Origin of the sequence: Rhodococcus sp. 21391 (assembly GCF_016772255.1) — a bacterium.
In the GTDB taxonomy this organism is placed as follows: Bacteria; Actinomycetota; Actinomycetes; order Mycobacteriales; family Mycobacteriaceae; genus Rhodococcus_F; species Rhodococcus_F opacus.
On the sequence record NZ_CP063781.1, the window covers coordinates 523,229 to 542,027 of the forward strand.

Here is an 18,799-nt window from a genome sequence, read left to right on the forward strand (position 1 = left end):
GTCGCCGTACACTCGGCGCCGATGAATGGAATTCAATCGTTGTGGGAGCGCATGAGCGCCGTCAGTCCCGCGCCGGCTCCCTGGATCGTTCAGGTCACGGCGGTGGTGGCGGTGATACTCGTCCTCGAACCGCACGCCTGGCGAGTCACCCGCAACGTGGTGACCATCGTGCACGAGGGCGCGCATCTGGTGGTCGCCCTGCTGTTCGGTCGAACGCTGAAGGGGGTGCGGCTGCACTCGGACACATCGGGTGTGGCCATCTCGTCCGGTAAACCGACCGGGCTCGGTGTGGTCCTCATGACGTTCGCCGGCTACGTGGGTCCTGCCGTTCTGGGGCTCGGCGCGGCCCGCGTGCTGGGTACCCAGCACGCGGTCGCGGTGCTGTGGATCGGCGTCGTCGCTCTTGCGGCCATGCTGATCCTCGTCCGAAACCTGTACGGGTTGTTCTCCCTCGCGGTGGCCGGGGCGCTGCTGTTCGGAATCGTGTGGTTCGGGACGCAGGACCAGCAGGTGGCCGCGGCGTATCTGATCACCCTGTTCATGCTCGTCGCCGCGCCGCGCCCGGTCCTCGAACTGCAGCGGCAACGGGCCCGCGGCGCGGCCCCGGAGTCGGATGCGGATCAGCTGGCGCGACTCACCCGCGTGCCCGGCATCGTCTGGGTGGGTCTGTCCCTACTCGTGACGCTGGGCTGTCTCGCGCTGGGTGGCTGGTGGATTCTCCGTCCCGTCGGTGGCTGACGCGCCCGCGAGGTATTCGGCCAGGATCGGTCCGATGACGGCCAGCGCATCCGGGTCGGTCATCCGCGCGTGAGGGCGGTCGACTGTGTGCGCGATGACGTCCCCGTCGATCCACGGCCGCCACGTCGTACTCGCCGGCACGGGCTGGGATCCGTCCCCGGCCGCGCCGAAGAACACCAGGCTCCCGTCGAAGTGTCCCGGAACGAAGTCGGCGGCAGCGTCGACGACGTCGACGTAGTCCTCGTACAACCGGGTCAGCTGCTCCGGCCCGAGCTGCTCCGACGCCCCGCCGCCGAATTCCGTGAGCAGTTCCGGCAGTGTCGGTGCCGGGGTGTCCCGCTCCGCCGACGCGTAGCTGTCGATCATCGCGAGCACACGCACCTCCTCGCCGAGCGACCGCAGCCCGACGGCCATCGCGTGCGCGATCACGCCACCCACCGAGTACCCGAGCAGGTGGTACGGCCCCCGCGGTTGCACACGGCGGATCTCCTCCACGTATCGATGGGCCCGCTGTGTGATCGACGAAAACCGTTCGCCGGGCACGGTCACGGCGGGGGACTGCACACCCCAGACGGGGCGGTCGGGGCCGAGATGCGTACTCAATCCCGCGTAGCACCAGGCCAACCCGACTGCCGGATGAATGCAGAACAGCGGCTCGCGGCCGCCGTCAGAATGCAGCGGCAGCAGCACCCCGAGTCCGGCGGAGGCGTCGGAGGCCGCGGCGAAACTCGACGAGATTCGCGCGGCGATGCTCTCCGCGGTCGCGTCGGCGAAGAACCATTCGAGCCGGACCTCGACCCGAGTGGTGGCGTGCAGTCGTGACGCCGCCCTGGTCGCGGACAGGGAGTTGCCGCCCAGTTCGAAGAAATTGTCGTCCAGCCCCACCAGGCCTGTGCCGAGAACGTCCGCGAACACCGCGGTGACCAGTTTCTCGGTGCGGGTCGTCGGGGGACGGAACCGCTGAGCCCGCGGCACACCCGGATCCGGAAGCGCCCGTCGATCCAGCTTGCCGTGGGGTGTCGACGGTAGCGCCCCCAGCACCACGATCTGGTTGGGCACCATGTACCGGGGCAGTCGCTGCGCCAGTTCCGCCGACACGGCGCGGGTATCCACCACCATGTCCGGCCGCGGCACGACGTAGCCGACCAGCCGGACGCCGGTGCCGGCTGATTCGTACACGGCCGCCGCGGACTGCGCGACGGCGGTATGGCGTCGCAGTGCCGTCTCGATCTCCTCGAGTTCGACGCGCTGACCGCGGATCTTCACCTGGAGATCGCGCCGGCCGAGGTAGTCGATCGTGCCGTCTCGGCGACGACTCACCACGTCGCCGGTCCGGTACATCCGTTGACCGGGCGGTCCCCACGGATTCGCCGGGAATCGGGAGGCCGTCACCCCCGGTTGTCCGAGATAGCCGCGCGCCAACTGGGCACCCGCCAGGTAGAGCTCGCCCGGAACGCCGACGGGCACCGGATGCAGCCGCGAATCCAGCACGAGCACGCCGACGCCGTTCTGCGGCACACCGATCGGAACGGTCGCGTCCACGGTGCCGACGACCGTGCGGGTCACGGCGACCGCCGTCTCGGTCGGACCGTACTCGTTGTACAGCGTCGCGTCCGGGCACCGCGCGTGGAAACTGTGTGCCGTGCCGGGCGGCAGGACCTCGCCACCGCACGACAGCTGTCGCAGTGACGTCAGGTCCGCGTCGGCGATCGCCAGGATCTCGGCCAGCATGAGGGGAAGGAAGTATCCCGCGGTCACCCGGTGCCGTCCGATCAGCTCGGCGAGATGCCGCGGGTCGCGGTGGCCGTCCGGTCGAGCGATCACCAGCCGCGCACCGGCGATCAGCGGCCACCAGAATTCGCGGACCGAGGCGTCGAACGTGTACTGCAACTTGAGCATCACCGTGTCGTCCGCGCCGAGCGGGTCGGTGTCCTGACGCCAACTCAGGAAGCTCACGACGGCCGCATGGGTCACGACGACCCCCTTGGGGGTGCCCGTCGAGCCCGACGTGTGGATCACGTACGCGGGGTTGTGCGCCCGCAGGGACGCGATCCGGTCCAGGTCGGAGATCGGCGACGGATCGATACCGGAGAGGTCCAGTCGGTCGACGACGACGAGTTGTGTCTCCGTGGGCAGGACGTCGGAGAGGTCGAACCGGTCGCGCTCGGTGGTGAGGACGACGCGTGTGGCCGAGGACCGGATGATCTGGGCATTGCGCTGTGCGGGCTGATCGGGGTCGATCGGCACGTACGCCCCTCCTGTTTTCGATACGGCATACATTCCGACGATGAGGTCGACCGAGCGGCGAATCGCCAGTCCCACCATGGACTCCGGGCCGACGCCGGCGCCGATCAGGTGGCGGGCCAGTCGATTCACGTGCTCGTCGAGTTCACGGTAGGTGAGCGCACGATCTCCGGAGACGACCGCGGTCGAGTCGGGCGAACCGGCGACCTGCCGCGCGAACAGATCGACGAGGGTCTCCCCGGAGGACGGCACCGCGGTGGGGACATCCGGGTCCGGATCGAGAAGGGCGAGGTCGCCGACGGCCGTATCCGGTTGTGCGACGGCCTCGCTCAACGTCCGGATGAAACGTTCGCCGATGTCCGCGACGGTGTGGTGATCGAACAGATCGGTGGCGTACGTGAACACCGCCGCACGCCGAGTGCGTTCCGTCGACGGGTCCGGATCGGCGGTCACGGTGAGTTGCAGATCGAATCGGGCCGACCGGGTAGGGGGAGTCATCGCCGACACCCGCAGTCCGGGCAGGGTGAGCGCGGTGTGGTCGAGGTTCTGGAACGCCAGGGCCACCTGGAACAGCGGATTGCGTGCGCGTGACCGGGCGGGATCGAGGACCTCGACCACGGTCTCGAACGGAACGGTGGAGTGCGCGAACGCGTCCAGGTCGTCCTCCCGCACGCGGCCGAGCAGTTCCGCGAAGCTTTCCGAGGGGATCACCTCGGTGCGCAGGACCAGGTTGTTGACGAACATGCCCACCAGGTCGTCGAGGGCCTCATCCCCGCGTCCCGCGACGGGGGTGCCGATCACGATGTCGGTGGATCCGCCGAGCCTCGCGAGGAGCACCGCGAATACCGCGTGCACGACCATGAACGGGGTGACGGCAAGGGCCGTAGCGGTGTGCTCGACCGCACGGTAGAGCACGTCGTCGAGCGCGAACTCGACTGTGCCACCGCGGTGCGACGCGATCGCGGGATGTGGCCGGTCGGCGGGGAGGGACAGCTGTTCCGGCGCACCCGACAACGTCTCCTTCCAGTACGACAGTTGCTGCGCGGCAACGGATTGTGGATCATCGCGGTCGCCCAGTAGTTCGTGCTGCCACAGGGTGTAGTCCGTGTACTGGACGGGAAGTTCGGCCCACCGCGGCGGCTCGCCCGAAACCCGCGCCTCGTAGGCGGTCATCACGTCGCGGACGAGCAGCGGCACCGAGAACCCGTCCGCGCTGATGTGATGGACCATGACGGCGAGCACCCACTCGTCGGGGGCGAGGGCGAACAGCCGGGCACGGATCGGCGGTTCGGCGCCCAGGGCGAAACCCTTCGACGCGAACGTCGCAACCCGCGCGGCGACGTCGCCGCGGGACACGGGTGTCGGACTGAGAGTGGGAGCGGCCCGCGACACCGGGACCACCTGCTGGTACGCGACACCGTCACTGTCGGGGTAGAGGGTGCGCAGCGGTTCGTGACGGCCCACCACGTCCGCGACGGCCGCGGTGAGGGCGGCGACGTCGAGTGTTCCGGTGAGCCGCAACGCCATCGGGATGTTGTATTCGGGGGAGCCGGGGGCGAGGCGGGCGAGGAACCACAATCGTTGCTGCGCCGGCGACAGCGGCACGCGGGCCGGGCGCGGACGCACGGTCAGGGCGACGTGCGTCGCGCCGTCGGTCTGCTCGGTGACGGCCGCAGCGAGCGCGGAGACCGTCTGCGAGTCGAACACTGCACGTACCGGCACCGTCGTCTCCAGCGCGGCACCGATCCGGGACGCAACGCGCGTGGCAGACAGGGAACTGCCGCCCAGGGCGAAGAAGTTATCGTCCCGCCCCACGAGGTCGAGTCCGAGCACCTCGGCGAACGCTGTCGCCACCACCCGTTCGGCGGGCGTGTGCGGGGCCTCGAACTCGGTTGCCGCGGGAACGGGGTCAGGCAGCGCCGCGCGGTCCAGTTTCCCGTTGACGGTGAGCGGGACGGCGTCCACCACGACCACGATCGCGGGCACCAGCGGGGTCGGCAGGCGCGTCGCCGCGTAGCGGATCAGCTGATCCGGATCGACCGTCTCGTTCCGAGCCGGCAGCACGTACGACACGAGAACCTCGACGCCGTCCCGGAGTTCACGCACATCCGTCGCCGCGAATCTCACGGCCGGATGGGTGAGGAGGGTGGCGTCGATCTCGCCGAGTTCGATTCGGACGCCGCGTAGTTCGATCTGCGAGTCGTTGCGGTACAGATACTCGATCGACCCGTCGCGACGCCGACGACCCACATCGCCCGTCCGGTACATCCGCTCCCCGGCTGTGCCGAACGGGGAGGCGACGAAGCGCGCGGCGGTCAGCGCGGGCCTGCGATGGTAGCCGCGGGCGACACCCGGCCCGCAGATGTAGAGTTCGCCGGCCACTCCCGTCGGAACCGGGTGCAGCCGCGAATCCAGCACGAGTACGGCGGCGCCGCGGACCGGGCGGCCGATGGTGACCGGCCCGCCGGCCGCCAAGGGATCACTGATACTCGTCATGACCGTCGTCTCGGTCGGACCGTATCCGTTGAACATCTGCGCCTGCTCGGCCCACACCGCCGCGAGTTCCGGCGGGCAGGGTTCGCCGCCCACCACGACGACCCGCAGGTCGTGCAGGCCGCGCGGGTCGACCGTCGCCAGAACCGTCGGTGTGGTGAACACGTGGCTGACCCGCTCGCGGGCCAGCAGGTCCGTGAGTTGGTTCTCGCCCTGGACCATCGGTGGTGCGAGCACCATGCAGGCGCCCGCACCGAGCGCGAGCAGTATCTCCAGCACCGCACCGTCGAAGCTGGGAGACGAAGCGTGCAGCGTGCGCGACGACGCCGTCACCGAATACCGATCCCGCTGTTCTGCCGTGAAGTCGGCGAGACCGGTGTGGGTGACCACCACTCCCTTGGGATTTCCTGTCGAACCGGACGTGTAGACCACGTACGCCGGATGGCGCGCATCCAGCGGCCGAGCACGGTCGGCATCGGTGACCGGGTCCGAAGACCAACCGCGACATTCGGTTCGGAAGGCCGGGTCGTCGAGCACCAACCAGTCCGTACCGTCCGGCAGGGCCTCGTGGTCCGCAACGGTGGTCAGCCCGAGGGCGGCGCCGGAGTCGTCCATCAGATACCGGACCCGCGCGGCGGGGTAGTGCGGGTCGACGGGCACGAACGCGGCACCCGTCTTCGCGACGGCCCACACGGAGACGACGGACAGGACGGACCGCGGCAGACGGAGCGCCACGAGTGCCTCGGGGCCCACCCCGCGCCGCATCAGGGCGCGGGCGAGCCGATTCGATTCGGCGTCGAGTTCGCGATACGTCATCGACCGGCCGTCCGCCGTCAGCGCCGACCCTCCCGGATTCCGCCGGACGGCGGCGGACATCAGGTCGGGCAGTGTGCGTTGCGGCAACGACGGCGGTCCGTCGTGCCGCGCCTGCTGCTCCGCTGGGTCCCGCACGTCGATGTCGCCGATCACGATGGACGGGTGTGCGAGCGCCGCCCGCAGAATGCGCCGGAACCGGTCCGCGAATCCCGCGACCGTGGCGTCGTCGAACAGATCGGTGGCGTACGTGAAGACGCACGACAGTGGTCCCGGGCCGCCTGCGTCGTCGACCGATTCGGTGACGGTGAGCTGGAGGTCGAATTTCGCGGTGTGCGTCTCGATCTCGACGATCTCGGCGGACACCTCCGGCAGGTCGATCACGACCGGCGCCGTGTTGTGATAGGCGAATGCAAGCTGGAACAGCGGATTGCGACTGCGGGACCGAGCGGGCGCGACCGCCTCCACGACCTCCTCGAACGAGACGTCCGCGTGGGCGTACGCGGCGAGATCGACGTTCCGCACGTGGGTGAGTGTGTCGGCGAACGTGGTGTGCAGCGAGACATCTGTCCGTAGCACCAGTGTGTTGACGAACATCCCGACGAGGTCGTCGAGTGCGCGGGGCCCGCGTCCCGCGATCGGCGCGCCGACGACGATGTCCGACGTGTCGCCGAGTCTGGCCGCGAGGACGGCCAGCGCCGCGTGCACCACCATGAACGGAGTGGCGTCGTGCGTCCGCGCGAGAGCACGAATCCGCCGATGAATCTCGGCGTCGATGGTGAACTCGGCGTTCGCGCCGCGGTGCGTCGCGACGGGCGGGCGGGCACGGTCGAACGGCAGGGGGAGTAACCCGGGCAATCCGGACAGCGTCTGCGTCCAATACGCCAGGCCCTGCTGCCCGTCCTGCAGTTCACGCTGCCAGACGGCGTAGTCGGCGTAGCGGACGGGCAGTGGTGTCCAGCCCGGGGAGTCGCCCTCCGCCTGGGCGCGATACGCCGCCATCACATCCCGGGCGAGTGGTCCCAGCGAGAACCCGTCCGCACTGATGTGATGGACGACGAGAGTCAGCACCCACTCGTCGGTGTTCACCGCGAGAAGCTCGGTGCGAACTGGGGGTTCGGCGGTGAGGTCGAACCCCGCCGACAGCAGGTCGCGGACCCGGGCGATCGGGTCCGTCGTCCTCCGGACCGTGCACGCCGGCACGGCGGAAGCGGGGAGAACGTGCTGGCAGGGGATCCCGTCGTGTTCGGGATACACGGTGCGCAGGGGTTCGTGTCGTTCGATCACGTCACCCACCGCCGCACACAGAGCCGATTCGTCGAGCGTGCCGGTGAGGCGGAGCACGACGGGAATGCTGTCGGTGGCCGAGCGTCCGTCGAGCCGGTTCAGGAACCACACACGCTGCTGTGCGAGGGACAGCGGAACATGCGCGGTCGGGGCGCGGCGGACCAGGGGCGTCCGCTCGACCTCGTGCGTTCGTTTCGGGAGATACTCCGACAGTTCCGCGACCGTCGGGTGGTCGAACAGTTCGCGGATGCCGACGGAGGTTCCCAGCGCCGCTCCGACGCGGGCGACGGCCTGCGCCGCGGTCAGCGAGTTTCCGCCCGCCGCAAAGAAGTTGTCGTTCCGGCCCACCCGGCCGGTGCCGGTGACCTCCGCGAACACGAACGCAATCACGTCCTCGGTGGGGGTGGCGGGCGGATCGGAGGCAGACTGCGCGGGCGCCGGTTCCGGTAGGGCGGCGCGATCCAGCTTCCCACTGGTGGTGAGCGGCAGCGCCGGGAGCGGGACGACGGCGGAGGGAATCATGTAAGCCGGGAGCAGACCGGTGAGACGGTCGACGATCCGGCCTTCGTCCGGCGGCACACCGTCCGCGGGCACGACGTAGGCGATCAGCCGGTCTCCCGCTTCCGGGTCGCGGTGCACCGTGACCGCCGCGTGGGTCACCGCCGGGTCGGACGTGAGTGCGGACTCGATCTCGCCGGGTTCGATGCGTTGGCCGCGGAGTTTGATCTGGAAGTCGCTGCGGCCGAGATACTCGAGCCGGCCCGACTCGTTCCACCGCACCACGTCGCCAGTGCGGTACATCCGGCCGCCCGTTCCGCCGACGGGATCGGCGACGAAGCGTTCGGCGGTCAGATCGGGGCGTCCGGCATACCCCCGCGCCAAGTACCCACCGGCAAGGTACAACTCGCCCCTCGTCCCGACCGGCACCGGTCGGAGCCGGCTGTCGAGTACATACGTACGTATGTTGTGAATGGGGCGGCCGATGGCGACCGAGGTGCCGAACTCGTTGCCGTCGACCGACTCCGAGGTCGCCGCCGCCGCCTCGCACGGGCCGTACCAGTTGTACAGCGCGGCGGCGCCGCGTTCCCTGAATCGCGATGCCGTCGCCGCGGACAGGGGCTCGCCGGCCGAGTACACGCGGCGCAGCGTCGAGGGCGCCCGCGGCCCGCACTGCTCCAGGAAGGCGTCGAGCATCGACGGTACGACGTGGAGAGTCGTGATCGACTCCTGCTCGACGATGCGAGCGAGGTAGCGGGGGTCGCGGTGTCCGTCGGGTGCGGCGATCACCACCCGCGCACCGGTGTGCAAGGGCCACAGCAGCTCCCACGCGGAAATGTCGAACGTGAGAGGGGTCTTGTGCAGTACCGCATCGGAACCGTCGAGCGGCGTCAGTGTCTGCGCCCAGCGGAACTGGTTCACCATCATCTCGTGGGTCACCGTCACGCCCTTGGGCCGGCCGGTGGAACCGGACGTGTAGACGACGTATGCGGCGTTCGCCGGATGCAGTGCTGCGCGTCGCTCGGAATCCGTGATCGGTCGGGGGCTGTACCCGGTGGCGTCGAGCACGTCGAGATCCACGACGGCGACTCCGTCGGAGACCGTGCGATTCCGGCAACCGGACGTGAGGACCAGTGTTGGTGCGGCCGAGTCGATGACGAGTGCAGTGCGTTCGGGCGGCTGCTCGGGGTCGACGGGCACGTAGGCGCCGCCGGCCTTCAGCACCGCGTGCAGCGCGACGAGAAGCTCGATCGAGCGGGGAGCCGCGACACCGACGACGGTTTCCGGTCCGACTCCCTTCGCTACGAGATACCGGGCGAGCCGGTTCGCCCGTGCGTCGAACTCCGCGTATGTCAGTCGATCCCGGCCGAAGACCACCGCCACGGCGCCGGGGGAGCGCTCGACCTGTGCGTCGAACACGTCCACCAGGGTCTGCGAGGGCACCGGGGCGTCCGTCGCGTTCCAGGTGCGCAGAACCTGCTCGCGCTCCTGCTCGCCGAGGAGATCGAGCCTGCCGAGGACGACGTGCGGATCCCTGCCGATGCACTCGAGGACGCGGCCGGCCCGCGCGAGCAGGGCCGCCCCGTCGTACCGGCGTGACCGGCACTTCACTGTCAGCCGCAGGGGCCGGGACACAGTCGCCGCCAGCGTCACGGCGTAGTGCGAGGCATCGTGTGCGCGGACCCCGTCCAGGGTGAGTCCGTCGACGGGTTCCGGCAGCGCGCTGCGGTCCACGGGGTACGACTCGAATGCGACCAGCGTGTCGAACAGCGGCGCCACGCCGACTGCCCGCTGGATGTCTGCGAGGCCCAGATGGTGATGTTCCAGGAGACGGATGTGATCGGCGTGCAGGCGGCCGAGCAGTGTGGCGGTGTCGATGCCGGGATCCAGCGGGATCCGCACGGGCACGGTGTTGACGAACAATCCCACCGCACTCTCCACCCCGGCGACGTCCGCGGGCCTGCCGGACACGGTCGCGCCGATCACGACGTCGTCCCGGGCGGTCGCCTGCCCGAGGACAATTCCCCAGGCCGCCTGCACGATCGTGCTCAGCGTGACGCCGAGCTCGGTCGCGCGAACCGTCAGCTTTCGGGTGTCCTCCTCGCTCAGCTCCAGCACCGTCTCCGACGTGGTGGGGGTGGGTTCGGCCGGCGCGGCGGGCTCGGTGATGCCGTCGAGAGCCACGGCCCACGCCCGCGCCGAGGCCTCGATGTCCCGCTCCGCCAGCCATTCCAGGAAGTCGCGGTACGGGCTCGAATCCGGCTGCTCGGTGCGGACGTCGTCGCGTTGGTAGGCGGTGAAGAGTTCACGCACCAGCAACGGCATCGACCAGCCGTCCAGCACGATGTGGTGAGCGGTGATCGCCAGTTCGGCGCGGTTCGGCCCTCGCGACAGCAGGGTGAACCGAATCAGCGGCGGGGCGGACATGTCGAAGCGGGCGGTGCGGTCGCCCTGCAGGATCTCCTCGGCAACCTCGCCCGTGTCGCCGTCCGTGAGCTCGACCTGCCGCCACCGCAACGGCACGTCGTCGAGCACGAGTTGCACCGGGACGCCGCGACTGTCGCGCACGAACGCGGTGCGCAGGTTCGCGTGCCCCGCGAGGACGGCGATGCATGCGCGCCGGAGTCGATTCTGATCGAGGTGTCCGGACAGGGTCAGGACCACCTGCATCGCATACGGGTCGGCGTCCGCGCCCGCGAGAGCCGCGTGGAACAGCAAGCCCGACTGCAACGGCGTCAGCGGCCACACGTCGAGCAGACCCGGCCGGTCCCGCTCCCACTCGACGATGTCGTTCCGCTCCACGGCGACGAGCGGCAGATCGGAGGGGGTGAGCCCACCTGCGTGTGGAGAACGGGCCACCGCGGCGAGGGCTGTCAGCGCCTGCTCCCACAAATCGGCCAGCGCCTGCACGTCCTCGGACGCGATCGCGCCTGTCGGGTATGCGAAGGTGGCGTCGAGGACGCCGTGGGTGGTGAACGCGGTGATGTCGATCAGCGCGGTGACCGGCATCGACGGTTCCGCCGACGAGAACACGGCGGTGCCCTCCCGCACCGGGCGCCACTCGCGTTCGGTATCCGCGGTATCGAGACGACCGAGGTAGTTGAAGGCGACCTGGCCGATGCCGTCTCCCGGAAGCCGCAGCAGCCCGTAGCCGATGCCCTTGTCGGGCACCGCACGCAACTGTTCCTTGACGGACTCGATCGCAGTGCTCGCGGAGCGCCCGCCCGCGAACGCCTCGTCCAGATCGACGTCCCCGAGGTCGAGGCGGATCGGGAAGATGCTGGTGAACCACCCGACTGTGCGGGAGAGATCGGCGCCGTGGAGCACCGCTTCCTCGCGGCCGTGCCCCTCGAGCCGGATCACCGGCGCGGTGGCCGGTCGTCCCCGCCGGCGCTGCCACTGCGTGAGGGCGAGGGAGAGCGCGGTGAGCAGTGCGTCGTTGACCTCGCACCGGAAGGCGGCTGTGAGCTCGGTCAGCAACGAGTGCGTGACGGCTGCGGTTACTTCCGTGTGGACCCGATCCACGGTGGAATTCACGTCACGCCGCGCGTCGAGTGGGCGGGTGCCGAGCGGCGGATCCTCGCCGGCAGTCATGGTGCGCCAGAACGACAGCTCGGACCTGCGGCCCGGCCGCTGCGCCTCCTCGATCAGGCCGTGCGACCACCGGCGCAGGGAGGTGCCGATCGGTGCGAGAGTGGGCGGTACCCCCGCCGTTACCTGCGCCCACGCTGCGGCGAGATCACCGATCAGGATTCGCCACGAGACCCCGTCGATCACCAGGTGATGGGCGACGAGGAGGAGCCGCCCGCGGCGGGTGGTGTCGCCTGGTCCGGGATCGAGCCACACGCATTGCATCATCACGCCCGCAGTAGGATTCAACCGGCGGATCGCGGCTTCGTGTTCGTCCCTCGTTCGCGGCGCCGGGTCGGCGTCGGCGGGCAGCGGAACCCGCAGGATCGTGTCCTCCGGCAGCGGTGCGCCTGCCGGGCTTACGGTGAGAAACGCCGTCCCGTCCGAGCCGCGCACGAGGTGCGCCCGCAGTGCGTCATGCCGATCGATGACGGCGGCGATCACCGTGTGCAACCTCTCCGCGTCCATGCCCCGTGGCAGTTCCACCACCACAGCCTGTGCGTACCGGTCGACGACGCCGGCCCGGTCGAACAGGAATCGGGCGGCCGGGGTGAGCGGCATGTCGCCGACCCCGCCGCCGGGAAGTTCCTCGAGGGCGGGTCTGCCGACGTCGTTTCCGGCGACTTGGCCGAGGCGGGCGATCGTTCGCTGCTCGAACACGTCACGCGGCGTGAACGAGATTCCCGCACTCCGTGCCCGGGAGGCCAAAAGGATCGCCATGATGCTGTCGCCGCCGAGCGCGAAGAACGACTCGTCCACACCGAAATCGGACGTCCCGAGGATGTCGGCGTAGAGGGTGTGGAGTGTGCGTTCGCGCTCACTGCCGGGGGCGGTCCGGGAACGGGACCGGAGGCCGTGCTCGGGGAGAGCAGTGCGGTCCAGCTTGCCCGACGGGGTCAGCGGAATGTGGGAGAGCACGACGACGGCGGCCGGCACGAGATGCGGGGGCAGTGCGGCGGTGAGGAACGACAGCAGCTCCTGCTCGGTCGCGGTGTCGGCGCCCACCACATACGACACGAGCTGATCGCCGGCCGCCTGCGAGCGAATCACGGTGACGGCGAATCGCACCGCCGGATGCCGGAGGAGTGTCGCGTCGATCTCGCCCGGCTCGACGCGCAGGCCCCGGATGTTCACCTGTTCGTCGCTGCGTCCGAAATATTCGAGTTCGTGGTCGCGGGTCCAGCGGACCGTGTCGCCGGTGCGGTACACGCGGGTGCCCGGTGGTCCGTACGGGTCGGCGACGAACCGTTCCGACGTCTGCCGGGCGTTGCGGTGATACCCGCGGGCCAGGGCGGTCCCCGCGACGTACAGTTCGCCGACCACACCGACGGGGACCGGACGGAGCCGTTGGTCGAGAACCACGGCCCTCGTGCCGTGGATCGGCCGGCCGATGGTGACCGGTCCGGACTCGGCGAGAGGCTCGCTGACGGTCGCCATGACGGTGGTCTCGGCCGGACCGTACGCGTCGATCATCCGGCATCGGGACGCCCACCGAGACAACAGTTCCGATGGACACATCTCACCGGCGACGACGAGTGTGCGCAGCAGCAGACCTCCGACCTCGCCGGGTTCCATCGACGCCAGGACCGACGGGGTGATCACCGCGTGGGTGACGTGTTCGGTGGTCATCAGCTGCGCCAATAGGGATCCACCGAACACCGCGGGCGGGGCGATAACGAGAGCAGCGCCGGAGCCGAACGCCATCAGCATCTCGAAGACGGAGGCGTCGAAGCTCGGCGACGCGACATGCAGAACCCTCGCCGCACTGTCGAGGTCGAGTCGGGTGCGTTGCGCGGAGACCAGATTGGCGAGCCCGCGGTGCGTGACCACGACTCCCTTGGGGACGCCGGTTGATCCGGACGTGTAGACGAGGTAGGCGGCGTCGTCGAGTCGTATTGCCGGCGTCGGGAAATCGTGGACGTTCGAGTTGCCTGCCTCGTCGAGCAGTAGCCACTCGATGCTGTCCGGCAATGTGGTTGCGTACTCCGCGGACGTCAACCCGACTGCCGCGTGGGAGTCGTCGAGCATGTGCCGAACACGGGGGACCGGGTAGTTCGGATCCACCGGAAGGAAGGCGGCCCCCGTTTTGGCGACGGCCCAGACCGCGCAAACGTAGTCGGAGGACCGGGGCAGAGCCACCGCGACGATGTCGCCGGACCCGACGCCGGACCGTGCCAGCGTCGCAGCGATCCGATCCGATCGCCCGTCGAGTTCGCGGTAGCTGATCGTGCGGCCGGCGCTGACGACGGCAGGCGCGTCCGGATGCTGTGCGGCGGCGCGGAACACGTCGGCGAGCGTGACCGGGACGCTGTCGGGCGGTCCGGGGAAGGGGACCAGCGCCGCGGTTTCGTTCTCCGTGAGGACCGGGAGTTCCCCGATCGGGTGGGCGGCATCGGCGTCGAGGAAGTGCCGGAAGTACCGCAGGAATCTCGTGTGGTGCCCCTCGAGCTCATCCTGCGAATACAGTCGCGGGTTCGCCTTGAAGTCGAGGTGCACACGTCCGCGAGGACCGTACCGGTACAGGTTCACCAGGAGGTCTTCGATCGGACCCGACGACAGCACATGCAGTTGGCTCCGCAGCGAACCGAGTTCCAACTCCTCGGGGAACAGCATGATGTTGACGGCGGGGCCGAACAGTCGCGGCCCGGACAGGGCGCTTCCCAGGTCTGCGCGGATGTCCTCGTGCCGGTACCGCTGATGCCGCAGGGCACCCGACATCACGAGGCGCGTGCGGGACACTAGATCGCCGATGGTCGCCGTCCCCGCGGACGTGATGCGCAGCGGCACCACGTTGGACACCATGCCGCCGGACCGGCGCAGCGCCGCCGTCGTGCGGGCCGACACCGGGAGACTGAGCGTGACGTCGTCCTCGCCGGTCATTCGCGCCAGATAGCCCGCGACCGCGCAGACGGTAAGCGTCGCAGGATTGACGCCGTGCGCCGCCGCGCACTTCTCGAGCTGGTCGACGACCTCTGTGGTCAACGTTCCGCCGACGTCCCGGGAACCGGCGGTCGCAGGCGCGGAGCCGCGCGCGAGGGTGCTCGCGCGGGTGACACCGCGCATCGTCTCGGTCCAGTACTCCCGGTCGGACTCCCGGCGGCCGGAGTTGCGGTAGTCGGTCTCGAGTTCGTGGATGCGCCGAAGACCGACGGGCTTGCTCGCGGGTGGCGGCAGTCCGTGCACCGCGGCGGTGTAGAGCGCGGCGATCCGGTAGAGCATCGTGACGGACCCGAAACCGTCCATCGCGATGTGGTGGGCGCGCGAATACCAGAAGTAGTGGTCGTGTCCGACGTGGAGAAGGAACGAGACGGTCAGGCGGTCACGCTGGACGTCGATCGGATCGGCGGTCTCGGTGCGCATCCACGCGTGCGCCGCCGCCTCGGGGTCCGGCGTGTCCCGGAAGTCGAGGTAGCCGACGGGAGCGTCCAGGCTCGGTTCCACCCATTGCAGCGGTTGCCCGTCGACCTCGGAGATCTGCAGGAAGAACGACTCGAACTCGGCGGCCGCTCGGACACACGCAGAAGTCAGGACGCTCCGGTCGAGATCGCCGTGGATGTCGACGTACTGGGCGACCGACACCGGAACCGTGGGGTCGACGTGCTGCGCGAGCCACATCCCCGTTTGCGCGGGTGACAGGGGGAACGCGCGCGCCGACGAGTCTCCGGGACCAACCGAGGTCGGTGAACTCATCGCTGACTTCTCTCACGCATACGTCCCCGCACGACGCTGCTTGCTGGGGTGCCTCCATTCAGGAGTCTGCCCCAGTTTTCTAGGAGATTGCTTAGAAACGTCTAGATAGTGCTACTGCCGGTTGCAGTTGTGCGGTCACGCCACCTCATCCTCTCCGCCGGCAGCGACTTTCCGCAGGCCGCGGTAGGCGCCCTCCGGCGTCTGCCGCCCCGCGACCACTGCCTCGACCTCGGCGGCGATGGGCATGTCCACGTTGAAGTCGCGGGCCAGTTCCATCACGGTGGGGGCGGTCTTCACACCCTCGGCCACCTGACCCAGCTTGGCGACGGCCTCGTCGACCGTCATGCCGCGGGCAATGAACTCGCCCACCCGCCGGTTGCGCGAACTCGGGCTCATACAGGTGGCGATCAGATCTCCAACCCCGGTGAGTCCCGCGAACGTCCGAGGGTTCGCGCCCATCGCCTCACCCAGCCGGGTCATCTCGGCCAACCCGCGCGCCAGGACCATCGCGCGCGTGTTGTCGCCGACGTCCAGTCCGTCGGCCATGCCCGAAGCGATGGCCACGATGTTCTTCAGCACACCGCCGAGTTCGCAGCCCAGCACATCGGTGTTCCGGTACACACGGAACACGGCGGACGCGAACAACGGCTGCAACGCCGTGGCCACCCGGACGTCCTGAGTGGCGACGACCGACGCCGCGGCGAGCCCGTCGACGATCTCCCGCGCAATGTTCGGGCCCGCCAGAAGCCCGACCGGATGCCCGGGCAGGCACTCGGCGATCACCTCGGTGGGTCGTAGCCGTGTTCCCGGCTCCAGCCCCTTCGCCAGCGACAACACCGGCACCCACGCCCGCACCTCGTTGGCGATCTGAGCAAGAGTGCTGCGGACCGCGTGCGACGGCACCCCGACCACGAGAACGTCGGCTTCCTGCGCCGCCTCCAACAGGTCGGCTGTGGAGCGCATGGAGTCGGGGAGTGGGCGGTCGCCGAGATACCGAGAGTTGCGGTGCTCGTTGTTGATCTCGTCGGCCGTGTCCGAGTTTCGCGCCCACAGCAGGGTCGGTGTGTTGTGGGCGGCGAGACCTGCCACCGTCGTTCCCCACGACCCGGCGCCGAGCACGACGACGCGTACCGGGCGGGCCATTACCGATCACCCATCGTGTTGATGCTGTCCATGACCTCAAGCCTGGCACTTGCCGGGCGTTCACGAAGCTGATTCGGCAAGTCCCTGCGGCCGCTAGCATCCATTCATGCGTGGACGAATTGCGGGACTTGCAGCGTGTGTCGGTGTGCTCGCCTCCATGGCAGCCGGTGAAGCGCACGCTGCGCCCCCGCCGCTCGACGACGTGGCCGCAGTGCGAGCCGCCCTCCAGTCGGCCGCCATGCCGATCAGCACCCGCACCGCGCAGTCGATCACGACCACCATCGAGCGCATCGCCGCCGGTACACCGCGATACAACTACTTCCCCCGATCGGTTCATCTCGCCGAGGGCACAGCTCAGCCGTTCTTGTACGACACCATCGCTGCGGATTGCCTCCCTGCCGGTTTCGGAGAGCAAAACGATTCGGTCGGTATCGCGCGAGCGATAGCCGGCCCCGCCGTGGACGAAAACCTTCCTGTCCCGGTCATTCCGCCGGGGAAGGTCAATGTATTCTTCAGCGGGATGAACACGGCGATGTCGTCGCCGCTGCAGGCCGACCTCGTGGAGGTCGCCTGGCTGAACCTCACCACCATGCAGTCGGGGCGAGCGCCGCTGTATCAGGAGCGACCGGCCGATTACATCGTCACGCTGTCCAACACCCTCGAGACAGGCAGGGGCACAATCGTTTTCGTCGTCTTCGGGGGCATCCTCGACAACACCAGCCGAGCATTGCCGCCGTGTGATTACGCCCCGGTGGTCGGCGTCGTCCAGGCTTGATCGCGCTGTCATGACGCTCGGAGGTGTGCGATCAGCACGGCTTCGACCTCCGACTGTCGTGCCGCGGACGGGAGCGGCGGGGCCGCCGACCGGTAGTGGTGCCCGGTCGGGGTGCCGAGGTCGATGAGGGGGGGTGCGGCCGGGGTTGTGCACCGGTCGGGCCGTCCACCCTGGTGCTTCCTTCGCGTAATTGCAGGCCTCGCACAGCCCGGACCCGTTTCGCGCGGTGGTCCTTCCCAATTTCCTGCGTGAGCGGATGTGATCGTGATGCCGGATCGGCGCATCGCACCACGGAGTCCTGCACGTCCGATCCCGGAGATCGATCAGCTTCCGCAGGCTCTTCGGGAACGTGCGGGACTGCGATTCCATCGCCGTCAACGCCCCCGACCGCGGGCACGAATACACCCGCCGCAGCGACGTCTCGGTGCCACGATCGACGGCGTCGGCCACCAACTGCCGGGCAATCCCGGCCGGCACCGGCCCCGAAGCCGTGTAACTGCGCGGCCTCGTGCCCGTCGGCCAGCAAGGTCTCATCCGAGAGCACCAGATTCACCGCCACCGGCACACCCGACGCCACGGATGCTCCGGTGCCGCGCTCGAACAACAGATCCACCATCAACTGATTGCGAGTCCGGCCACCACTGTTCCCGGTCGCGATCAGGCTGTCCGCATCCCGCCCCAGCGTGGCCTGCAGACACACCGCCCGCTCCACCGGCATCAACGCACTCAGATACGCCATCGAATCCGGCGCCGGCCGCGTCGTCACCCGACGCTCGGACACCGCCTTACGATGCCGGGCCACGACCGCCGCGGCATCGAGTTCCACCGCCAACGCCTTCGCCCGTGCGATCAGACCGCGGTCACCGACCCCGTCGAGAATGGCCGGGTCCGAGCACAACCGGCGGTCCACGATGCCCCGATCGGCCGCCGACAGGCACGCTGTTTCCCGCACCAACAACGTCGCCCGCCATTCGTTCAACCGCCCGGTCCGCAACATGGCGAGGGTGTGCGGCATCTCGTGCACCAGAGCCTGCGCGAAGCCCAGATGTCGGCCACCACGGTTCGGAGATTCTCTGCGCGCCAACGCAATCTGCGAGGCAATACCGCGGTCCCACTCCGCCCGCGGCAACCCCCGAGCCCTGCGATCCGCACGAATACTCGTCGCGACGCCGTCGGTGATCACCGTCTGCACCGCACACCCGACCGACTTCAACGCCTCGATCGCATCGAGCAGATCTATGCCCAGTCCCGGATCTCCACTTGCCGCCTCGGCGCATTGCAGTCGCGCCGTGAATGTGCGCAATTCTTCGAGAAGTACTGCCCCCACAACCAACCTCCCCCAAGGTCGTTCGAATACATGTGGCGCTCCTCGGGTTTCTGTGGGCGCCATTTCTGCTGTTCAGGGTGGGTTGTGTTGTTGGCCGCACTGTTCGGCGTTTCACCGGTGAGATGAGGGACGCGCACGTGCAGCACCTCTAGGTTTCGGGG

The 18,799-nt window shown here is 69.1% G+C and carries 4 protein-coding genes and 1 pseudogene; 2 read left to right on the top strand and 3 right to left on the bottom strand.

Translation table 11 applies throughout. From position 1 onward, the window contains the following. The first annotated feature begins 21 nt into the window (after window positions 1–21). Complete coding sequence (locus GO592_RS02510; RefSeq protein ID WP_039951336.1) at window positions 22–738, top strand: M50 family metallopeptidase; 717 nt, start codon at window positions 22–24, stop codon at window positions 736–738. Here GO592_RS02510 and GO592_RS02515 read toward each other — a convergent pair. Next, window positions 673–15,393: a non-ribosomal peptide synthetase gene (locus GO592_RS02515; RefSeq protein ID WP_082324919.1), complete on the bottom strand. Its 14,721-nt coding sequence runs from the start codon at window positions 15,391–15,393 to the stop codon at window positions 673–675. The two genes, GO592_RS02510 and GO592_RS02515, sit on opposite strands and share 66 nt — an antisense overlap. 135 nt (window positions 15,394–15,528) lie before the next feature. Then, the gene (locus GO592_RS02520; protein WP_007297696.1) at window positions 15,529–16,536 is read right to left on the bottom strand and encodes an NAD(P)H-dependent glycerol-3-phosphate dehydrogenase; all 1,008 of its coding nucleotides are present in this window, start codon (window positions 16,534–16,536) and stop codon (window positions 15,529–15,531) included. 106 nt (window positions 16,537–16,642) lie between these two features. Here GO592_RS02520 and GO592_RS02525 point away from each other — a divergent pair, with 106 nt between their 5' ends. Continuing rightward, window positions 16,643–17,311, top strand: a complete 669-nt coding sequence (locus GO592_RS02525) for an Rv1157c family protein (protein WP_039951338.1) — start codon at window positions 16,643–16,645, stop codon at window positions 17,309–17,311. An 8-nt stretch (window positions 17,312–17,319) separates the two neighbouring features. Here the strand turns inward: GO592_RS02525 and GO592_RS02530 are convergent. After that, a pseudogene (locus GO592_RS02530) lies at window positions 17,320–18,638 on the bottom strand (HNH endonuclease). Window positions 18,639–18,799 lie beyond the last annotated feature (161 nt).

Bases quoted from the DNA above. Each gene is read 5' to 3' on its own strand.
- GO592_RS02510 (WP_039951336.1), top strand. From the start codon at position 22: ATGAATGGAATTCAATCGTTGTGGGAGCGCATGAGCGCCGTCAGTCCC.
- GO592_RS02515 (WP_082324919.1), bottom strand. From the start codon at position 15,393: ATGAGTTCACCGACCTCGGTTGGTCCCGGAGACTCGTCGGCGCGCGCG.
- GO592_RS02520 (WP_007297696.1), bottom strand. From the start codon at position 16,536: ATGGCCCGCCCGGTACGCGTCGTCGTGCTCGGCGCCGGGTCGTGGGGA.
- GO592_RS02525 (WP_039951338.1), top strand. From the start codon at position 16,643: ATGCGTGGACGAATTGCGGGACTTGCAGCGTGTGTCGGTGTGCTCGCC.